Raw genomic sequence first — 8,698 nt, 5'->3', positions numbered from 1 at the left:
AAGCCCCGGCGCTCGTACTGGCGGGCTGCCTGCTGCTCGCCTTCGCGCTGCCGGTCGCGGCAGGGCTGTCGCTCAGTTCGGGAACCGGGGAGCTCGGCCGGGGCGGACTACTGGGGGTCACGGTGGCGGCGGTGGCGGTGTCGCTGCCGAACCTCGTGTCCGGCCTGGTCCTGACGGGGGTGGCGGTGGCCGCCGGGCCGATCGTGGTCCTGGCCGGGGCGCTCGGCCTTGCCGTCGTGGCCTTCCTGCCCGCCACCGAAGTCCGCCCGCCCTCGGGCGAGGACGAGGCGGCGGAGGCGCGCCTGCCGGGGAAGACCCGGCTCCAGAAGGTCACCGGCGCACTCGCCGCGATCACCCTGGTCACGGCGGTCGCCGGAGCGTTGACCCCGCAGGTGGTCATGGTGCACGGACTACCGGGGCCGCAGAGCCCTTGGCGCTGGCTGCTGCTCGCCGCCGGAGTGCTGGCCGGGGTACTCGGGGCGGCCATGTTCCTGCCCGGGGCGGCCGCACTCGTGCGACCGGCGTTGTCGGTCGCTTGGGCCGGTGTGCCGCTGGCCGCGACGGCGGTGCTCACCACCGCGATCACCGCCACCGAACTCGGTGGTGCGTTCAGCCCGGGGACCGGCGTGCTGTGGACGGCGACGGCCGCCGTCGCCGCCGGCGCCACCGGCTGCTGCTCGGTGGTGGCAGGGATGGTGGAACGGGACGAACTGGACGAAACCGCGGGGGCGGCCGTGCTGCCGGGGCCCGAGCTGATCGCCCCGCTGGTCGTCGGGGCGATCCTGGCCGTCGGCGCGTTCGGCACGCCGGTGATCGTCGCCCCCGACTACGTCGAACCGGCGCTTTCGACGAACTTCGGGACGCCGTCCTGGGGGCTGCTGCTCGGCCTGGCACTGGTGCTCGGTGCCGCGGCGCTCGCACCCCGGTGCCGCCCGGCGCGGGCGGCCGCGCTGCTGGCCGGAGCCGCCTGCCTCGCCGGACTGCGGGTCGCGGAGCTCCCGCTGGCGGGCGCGGAGATCGCCGGGGCGCACGCCGGTCTCGGCTGGTGGCTCGCGCTCGGCTGTGCACTGGCTCTCGTTCTGGCGGCGGTGATGGCCGGACGTGGGGCTTTTCACAACCCGAAACGAGCCACTGGATCCATACGGTGACAGAGTTCACCGGAGGTGGCGCCCCGCGTTTCTCCGCAGCTCGATAGTGTCGTCTCGTCCGGCAGCATGGTTTGCAACAGGCACGCCGCCGAGCCAGGCCGACCACCCCGTTCCTCGTGGGCCGAGCGTTGAGCACAGTGGCGTGTTGTCGTCAGGAGACTGGAGTAGTGGACCTCTACGAGTATCAGGCGAAGGATTTGTTCGCCGCCCACGGTGTGCCGGTTTTGCCCGGCGCGGTAGCAAGTAATGCGGAGGAAGCCCGGGCTGCGGCCGAGCGTATCGGCGGGCAGGTCGTGGTGAAGGCGCAGGTGAAGACCGGTGGCCGGGGTAAGGCCGGTGGTGTGAAGCTGGCGCAGAACGCCGACGAGGCCCAGGAGAAGGCCGAGGCCATTCTGGGCCTGGACATCAAGGGCCACATCACGCGTCGGGTGCTGGTGACCGAGGCTTCGGACATCGCGGAGGAGTACTACGTCTCCTTCCTGCTGGACCGGGCCAACCGCACCTTCCTGGCGATGGCCTCCGCCGAGGGCGGCATGGAGATCGAGCAGCTGGCCGTGGAGCGGCCGGAGGCGCTGGCCAAGGTGCCGGTGGACGCGATCGCCGGGGTGGACAAGGCCAAGGCCGTGGAGATCCTGACGGTGGCGCGCTTCCCGGAGGCGATCCTGGAGCAGGCCGCGGACGTCGTGGTCAAGCTGTGGGAGACCTTCGTGGCCGAGGACGCCACGCTGGTCGAGGTCAACCCGCTGGTGCGCGACCCGCAGGACAAGGTCGTCGCCCTGGACGGCAAGGTCACTCTGGACGACAACGCCTCCTTCCGGCACCCCTCGCACGAGGAGCTGGTGGACAAGCAGGCCGAGAACCCGCTGGAGGCCAAGGCCAAGGCCAAGGACCTCAACTACGTCAAGCTCGACGGTGAGGTCGGCATCATCGGCAACGGTGCGGGTCTGGTCATGTCCACCCTGGACGTGGTGGCCTACGCCGGCGAGAAGCACGGCGGGGTCAAGCCGGCGAACTTCCTCGACATCGGTGGTGGCGCGTCGGCCGAGGTGATGGCCGCGGGTCTGGACGTCATTCTCAACGACCCGGCGGTCAAGAGCGTGTTCGTCAACGTCTTCGGTGGGATCACCGCGTGCGACGCGGTGGCCAACGGCATCGTGGAGGCGCTGAAGATCCTGGGTGACGAGGCGTCCAAGCCGCTGGTCGTGCGCCTGGACGGCAACAACGTCGAGGAAGGCCGCGCGATCCTCGCCGAGGCCAACCACCCGCTGGTCACGCTGGTGGACACCATGGACAACGCCGCGGACCGAGCTGCGGAACTGGCGACTGAAAATTCCGTGGGAGCGTAACGAGCAATGTCGATTTTCCTGGATTCCGACAGCAAGATCATCGTGCAGGGCCTGACCGGGTCCGAGGGCACCAAGCACGCGACCAAGATGCTGCAGGCAGGCTCCAACATCGTCGGTGGGGTCAACGCCCGCAAGGCCGGGCAGACCGTCACCATCGCGGGTAAGGACCTGACCGTGTTCGGCACGGTCGAGGAGGCCATGAAGGAGACCGGCGCGAACGTGTCGGTCATCTTCGTGCCGCCGAAGTTCGCCAAGGACGCGGTCCTGGAGGCCATCGACGCGGAGATCCCGCTCGCGGTGGTCATCACCGAGGGCATCCCGGTGCACGACTCCGCCTACTTCTGGGCCCACAACGTGGCCAAGGGGAACAAGACGCGGATCATCGGCCCGAACTGCCCGGGTGTGATCTCCCCCGGCAAGTCGAACGCGGGCATCATCCCGGCCAACATCACCGGTGCGGGCCGGATCGGTCTGGTGTCCAAGTCCGGCACCCTGACCTACCAGATGATGTACGAGCTGCGCGACATCGGTTTCTCCACCGCGGTCGGCATCGGTGGTGACCCGGTCATCGGCACCACCCACATCGACGCACTCGAAGCCTTCCAGGCCGACCCCGAGACCGACGTCATCGTGATGATCGGTGAGATCGGTGGCGACGCCGAGGAACGCGCCGCGGCCTACATCAAGGACAACGTCACCAAGCCCGTCGTGGGCTACGTGGCGGGCTTCACCGCGCCCGAAGGCAAGACCATGGGCCACGCGGGCGCCATCGTCTCCGGCTCCTCCGGCACGGCGCAGGCCAAGAAGGAAGCCCTCGAAGCGGCCGGTGTCAAGGTCGGCAAGACCCCCTCCGAAACCGCCGCACTCGCCCGTGAGCTGTACGAAAAGCTCCACTGAGCGGTGATCCGAACACGGCCGGCCGGGCTCCTGCGGGGGCCCGGCCGGTCGCGTCTCCCACCCGGAAAAGTCGACGCAACCGTTCGCCGCCGCCGCACGTCGGATAGGCGGAGGGGCGGTTCCGGACCGCTGGCGCTAGCTTTTTCGGGACGTATCGGCCGCCTGGCTTCAGGCAAACGACAGGAGAGCACGGATGACCTTCCCCAGCGGTGGGCCGGGCTACCCCCAGCAGGGTGGCGGCGCACACTCCCATCCCCAGGCACCCGGCACGGGCGGCTTCCCACAGCAGCAGGCGCCCTCGGCGACACTGTCGGTCGGCAACCTCACGGTGCTGTTGTCGCTGGCGGTGACACTGCTCGGCCTGGTCAACTACTTCATCGGATTCTCCGAAGAGGCGTCGAGCGCCGGCATGGCGATCAACTTCCTCCTCGTCGGCGGTCTGCTCGCGGCGCTCAAGGTTCTGCCACAGGGGCCGAAGATCCTGCCCTTCGCCGCGCTGTTCAGCACGCTCGGCGCGCTGAACGCGATCCTGGCGGTGGTCTGGATCCCGGCCAGGGCCGACACGCCGGGTGTGCTCACGGTGATCCTCATCCTGGGCATCCTGCAGATGCTGGTCGCCATCGCGACCCTGCTGTTCGACCAGGAGGTGCTCAAGCTTCCCAGCCCGCAGCAGCAGCCGGTCTACGGTCAGCCGTACGGCCAGCAGCAGCCGCCGCAGGCCTTCGGCCAGCAGCACCAGGGCGGCGACGCGCCGGCCGGGCCGCAGGGCACCCAGTTCGGCCCGCCGGTGACCCCGCAGTCCACCGTCTACGCCCCGCAGCAGGGGCAGTTCTACCAGCCGCGTCCAGCCGAGCCCGGCCAGCAGCCGGGTGGCCCCGGAACCCCTCCCGGCGGCACCTCCCAGCAGGGCTGAGAGAAGTCGTGAAGGCCGTCATCACGGGCGCTGAGGACCGTGGTGGCGGCCTTTTCGCCCCCCTGGCGGGTGAGGTGTGGGCCGCACCATGACCGACCGGCGGCGTGGCACATCCGGACGGGGTGGCCGCGGTGCGAGGGTGCCGGACATGCAGTTGCTCACCTCGCGTTCGCGCCCCGGTGCCGGGCCGGGCGACCGGCGAGGGGGTGCCGGGCGGGGCGTTGAGCGGTCCACCGCCGCCGTGGCCAGTACGCTGCTCGCGGCCGCGGTGCGTCCGCTGCTCGCGGGTTACTCCCTGGTCGTCGCGCTGTTCGCCCTGATCACCGTGCTGGCTCCGGCGGCGCATTTCTCCATCGCCGGTGTCCTGCGAGCCGCCGGCCCCGGCCTGCTCGCGGCCTACCAGGTCCCGGTCGCCATCGGCGGAAGCCCACTGGGAGTGCTACCCCTGCTCGCCACCGCCGGGATGTGCCGGCTCGTCGCCGGTTCCGCCGCACACGCCGCCCGCCGTCTCGGCTATCGCGATCCTGGCCAGGCGGTGAACGTGGTCGCGCCCGTGGTCGTCGCCCACGCGTTGTTCGGGGTGCTGGTCGCGATCGGGATGAACGGCCGGGCCGGCACCGCGGAACCGCTCACCGCGTTCCTGGTTCCCGCTCTCGTCGCCGGGGTCGGCGCGACCGCCGGACTGGCCCGTCAGTGCGGGCTGGCCGACGTGGTACGCGAGTACCTCGACCCCGCCGCGCTGCGCGGCCTTCGCGCGGGTGCGCTCGGCATGGCAGGCCTGCTCGCGGCCGGAGCGCTCGTGTTCGCCGTGACGCTCGCCGTCTCCGGGGACACGGCGCGCGAACTGTTCGGCACCAATGCGCCGGGGTTCGGCAGCGGCGCCGGAATGCTACTGCTGTCGCTGGGATACCTGCCCAACGCGGTGATCGGTGCGCTCGCGTTCACGGTCGGCACCGGGTTCTCCCTCGGTTCGGTGTCGCTCACGCCGTTCTCCTTCCACGGCGGCGCACTCCCCGGTCTGCCCCTGCTCGCCGGCCTGCCGGAACACCAGGCTCGCTGGTGGCCGATGCTGATGCTGCTGCCTGCGGGCGTCGGTGCCCTGGCCGGCTGGTACCTGCGGCGCAGCGACGACAATCCGTGGGCCCGCCTGCGCACCGTCCTCATCGCGAGCACGGTGGTCGGTTTCGCCTGTGTGGTGCTCGGCACGCTGGCGGGCGGCAGGCTCGGCAGCGGCTCGTTCGGTCCGGTGGTGGTCCCGGCCGGGCTCACGTCGGTGGCCGCGTTCGGCTGGATCGCCGTCCCCGGCGGGCTGGTGGCGTTGCTGGCCGGTCCCCGGCGCCGGTCCGCGCCCACGACCTGGGAAGACCCGGGCCTGGAGCCCGAGGGGGAAGACGGCGAAGAGGTTCCGGAGGAACTGCCGGAGGAACCGGAATTCGAGCCGGTCGCCGAGAGCGGGGAGGCCGGGGAACCCGAAGATCCCGCCGCGGTGGAGGTGCCGCCCACCTCGGAAGAGCCGGAAGAGCCCAGCTAGGCTGGTCGCAAGGTTAATCGCGGGCGAAGGAGAGGCGTTGGAGTCCAGTCGGTTGGACCTGCCCACGCCGGTCAAGGTGGTCGTGCTCGCGTCCGGTTCCGGCACCCTCATGCAGGCGTTGATCGACGCGACCCAGCGGCCGGCCTTCCCGGCGAAGGTGATCGCCGTCGGCACGGACCGGGACGGTGTCGAGGCGCTCGCGCGTGCCGAGCGGGCCGGGATACCTGGTTTCACGGTGCGGATGAGCGATCATCCCGATCGCGCGGCCTGGGACAAGGCACTCACCGAGGCGGTCGGCGCGTACCGGCCCGACCTGGTGGTTTCGGCGGGCTTCATGAAGCTGCTGGGGCCGCACTTCCTCGCCCGGTTCGCGAACAGGGTGATCAACACCCATCCGGCGCTGCTGCCGTCGTTTCCCGGCATGCACGCGGTCGCCGACGCGCTGGCGATGGGGGTCAAGGTCACCGGATCGACGGTGCATTTCGTGGACGCCGGGGTGGACACCGGTCCGATCATCGCGCAGGAGGCCGTCATCGTCGAAACCGATGACGACGAGGCCCTGCTGCACGAGCGGATCAAGGTGGTGGAACGGCGCCTGCTCGTCGACGTGGTGGAACGGCTGGGCCGAGGTGGTTGCAGGGTGGAAGGACGGAAGGTGAGTTTCCGGTGACGGGACGGCGAGCGGTCAGGCGAGCACTGATCGGGGTGTCCGACAAGACGGGCCTGCTGGAGCTGGGCACCGCGCTGCACGCGGCCGGTGTGGAGATCGTCTCCACCGGTGGCACGGCCAAGACGCTGGCGGACGCCGGGGTGCCGGTCACGCCGGTCGAGGAGGTCACCGGGTTCCCGGAGTCGTTCGACGGCCGGGTGAAGACGCTGCACCCGCGGGTGCACGCCGGGCTGCTCGCGGACCGGAACCGGCCCGAGCACGAGGCGCAGCTGCGTGAGCTGGACATCGCGCCGTTCGACCTGCTGGTGGTCAACCTCTACCCGTTCCGGCAGACCGTCCTCTCGGGCGCCGGCGAAGAAGACTGCATCGAGAACATCGACATCGGTGGGCCCGCCATGGTCCGTGCCGCCGCCAAGAACCACGGCACTGTGGCCGTCGTGGTCGACCCGGCGCGGTACGACTGGGTCCTGGAGAAGGTCCGCGACGGCGGGTTCGAGTTCGAGGACCGCAAGCGGCTCGCCGCGCAGGCGTTCGCCCACACCGCGGCGTACGACATGGCGGTGTCGGCCTGGTTCGCCAACTCCTACGCGCCGGCCGACGACTCCGGCTTCCCGGACGTCACCGGCGCCACCTGGGAGCGCGGCGAGATCCTGCGGTACGGCGAGAACCCCCACCAGCAGGCCGCGGTGTACAAGCACTGGCGGGACGGGCTGGCCCACGCGGAGCAGCTGCACGGCAAGGCCATGTCCTACAACAACTACATGGACACCGATGCGGCCCGCCGTGCCGCCGCCGACTTCACCGAGCCCGCGGTCGCGATCATCAAGCACGCGAACCCGTGCGGGATCGCGGTGGGCGCGGACATCGCGGAGGCACACCGGAAGGCGCATGCCTGTGACCCGGTTTCCGCCTATGGCGGCGTGATCGCCAGCAACCGGCCGCTGACCCTGGCGGCCGCGGAGCAGATCGCCGAGGTGTTCACCGAAGTCGTGGTCGCGCCCGACTTCGACGAGGACGCGCTCGAAGTGCTCAAGCGCAAGAAGAACATCCGGCTGCTGCGCCTGCCGTCGCTGACCAACCCGGATCCGCTGGAGTTCCGGCCGATTTCCGGCGGCATGCTGGTGCAGACCGTGGACAAGATCGACGCGCCGGGCGACAACCCGGAGAACTGGACGCTGGTCACCGGCGAGGCCGCCGACGCGGACACCCTGGCCGACCTGGAGTTCGCGTGGCGTTCGCTGCGTTCGGTCAAGTCCAACGCGATCGTGCTCGCGCATGACCGGGCCACCGTTGGCGTCGGGATGGGCCAGGTGAACCGGGTCGACTCGGCGCGGCTCGCGGTGCAGCGCGCCGGTGAGCGCGCAAAGGGCGCGGTGGGCGCTTCGGACGCCTACTTCCCGTTCCCGGACGGGCTGGAGGTGCTGATCGAGGCCGGTGTCCGCGCGGTCGTGCAGCCCGGTGGTTCCATCCGCGATCCGGAGGTCATCGCGACCGCGGAGGAGGCCGGGATCACCTTGTACTTCACCGGTACGCGCCACTTCACCCACTGAGATCCGCTGGACAGAGGCCGTAGGCAGGGCCGCGAGGGTTTCCCTCGCGGCCCTGTTCGCGTCCGGGCCGGGTTCCCGGCTTGACAGGGTGGCCCCGGCATTGCAGACTGAACCTGTCGAACTGGTGTTCGACTGAAGGTCAGGTCACCGACTTCCCCACGGTGAGTTTCCCTCCCCTCGCGCCCCTTGGCGAGCGGGAGCCGAAGCACGGTGAGGAGGTTGCGGTGACGGTCGCGGAACTGGCGGCACTGCCGGGCATGAGCACGGCGAGTGGGGTCGCCGCGGCCTCCGCGCACGCACGGACGACCGGCCAGGTGCTTCCCGTGCTGCCGGAGCTGCGGGAGCTCCTGCCTGCTGGTGGCCTGCGCCGGGGCGGCACGGTGGCGGTGCGCGGATCGACCTCCCTGCTGCTGGCCCTGCTGGCCGAGGCCACCGCGACCGGCTCGTGGGCGGCCGCGGTGGGGATGCCGAATCTGGGCCTGGTCGCCGCCGCCGAGTTCGGGATCGAGGTGCGCAGGCTCGCGCTGGTGCCCAGGCCCGGGGCCGAGTTCGCGCCGGTGACCGCCGCCCTGCTGGACGGGATGGATCTGGTCGCGGTCGCCCCCGGGGCCGCGCTCAGTCCCTCGGTCGCCCGGCGGCTGTC

At 70.9% G+C, this 8,698-nt stretch carries 6 protein-coding genes and 2 pseudogenes; all 8 read left to right on the top strand.

The window, feature by feature from the left end; genetic code table 11:
* Positions 1-1,148: pseudogene (locus FNH05_RS38250) on the top strand (hypothetical protein); the annotation flags it as partial.
* Between the two features lie 167 nt (positions 1,149-1,315).
* Entirely contained in the window at positions 1,316-2,494 is a 1,179-nt protein-coding gene (gene sucC, locus FNH05_RS25080) for an ADP-forming succinate--CoA ligase subunit beta (protein WP_144591169.1), read from the top strand.
* Between the two features lie 6 nt (positions 2,495-2,500).
* Entirely contained in the window at positions 2,501-3,391 is an 891-nt protein-coding gene (gene sucD / locus FNH05_RS25075; RefSeq protein WP_144591168.1) for a succinate--CoA ligase subunit alpha, read from the top strand.
* A 193-nt stretch (positions 3,392-3,584) separates the two neighbouring features.
* A complete protein-coding gene (locus FNH05_RS25070) occupies positions 3,585-4,304 on the top strand; it encodes a DUF5336 domain-containing protein (RefSeq protein ID WP_144591167.1) in 720 nt (239 codons plus the stop codon).
* A 148-nt stretch (positions 4,305-4,452) separates the two neighbouring features.
* Positions 4,453-5,835: a cell division protein PerM gene (locus tag FNH05_RS25065; protein ID WP_144591166.1), complete on the top strand. Its 1,383-nt coding sequence runs from the start codon at positions 4,453-4,455 to the stop codon at positions 5,833-5,835.
* Between the two features lie 52 nt (positions 5,836-5,887).
* Positions 5,888-6,505, top strand: a complete 618-nt coding sequence (gene purN, locus FNH05_RS25060) for a phosphoribosylglycinamide formyltransferase (protein ID WP_144591170.1) — start codon at positions 5,888-5,890, stop codon at positions 6,503-6,505.
* A complete protein-coding gene (gene purH, locus FNH05_RS25055; protein ID WP_144591165.1) occupies positions 6,502-8,055 on the top strand; it encodes a bifunctional phosphoribosylaminoimidazolecarboxamide formyltransferase/IMP cyclohydrolase in 1,554 nt (517 codons plus the stop codon). The genes purN and purH overlap by 4 nt, the downstream gene beginning before the upstream one ends.
* A 224-nt stretch (positions 8,056-8,279) precedes the next feature.
* Positions 8,280-8,698 (top strand): annotated as a pseudogene (locus tag FNH05_RS25050) (hypothetical protein); the annotation flags it as partial.

This window comes from Amycolatopsis rhizosphaerae, from assembly GCF_007713715.1.
GTDB lineage: Bacteria > Actinomycetota > Actinomycetes > Mycobacteriales > Pseudonocardiaceae > Amycolatopsis_E > Amycolatopsis_E rhizosphaerae.
Note: the sequence above shows the minus strand (reverse complement) of the source record. Positions and strands in the feature narration are given on the sequence as shown.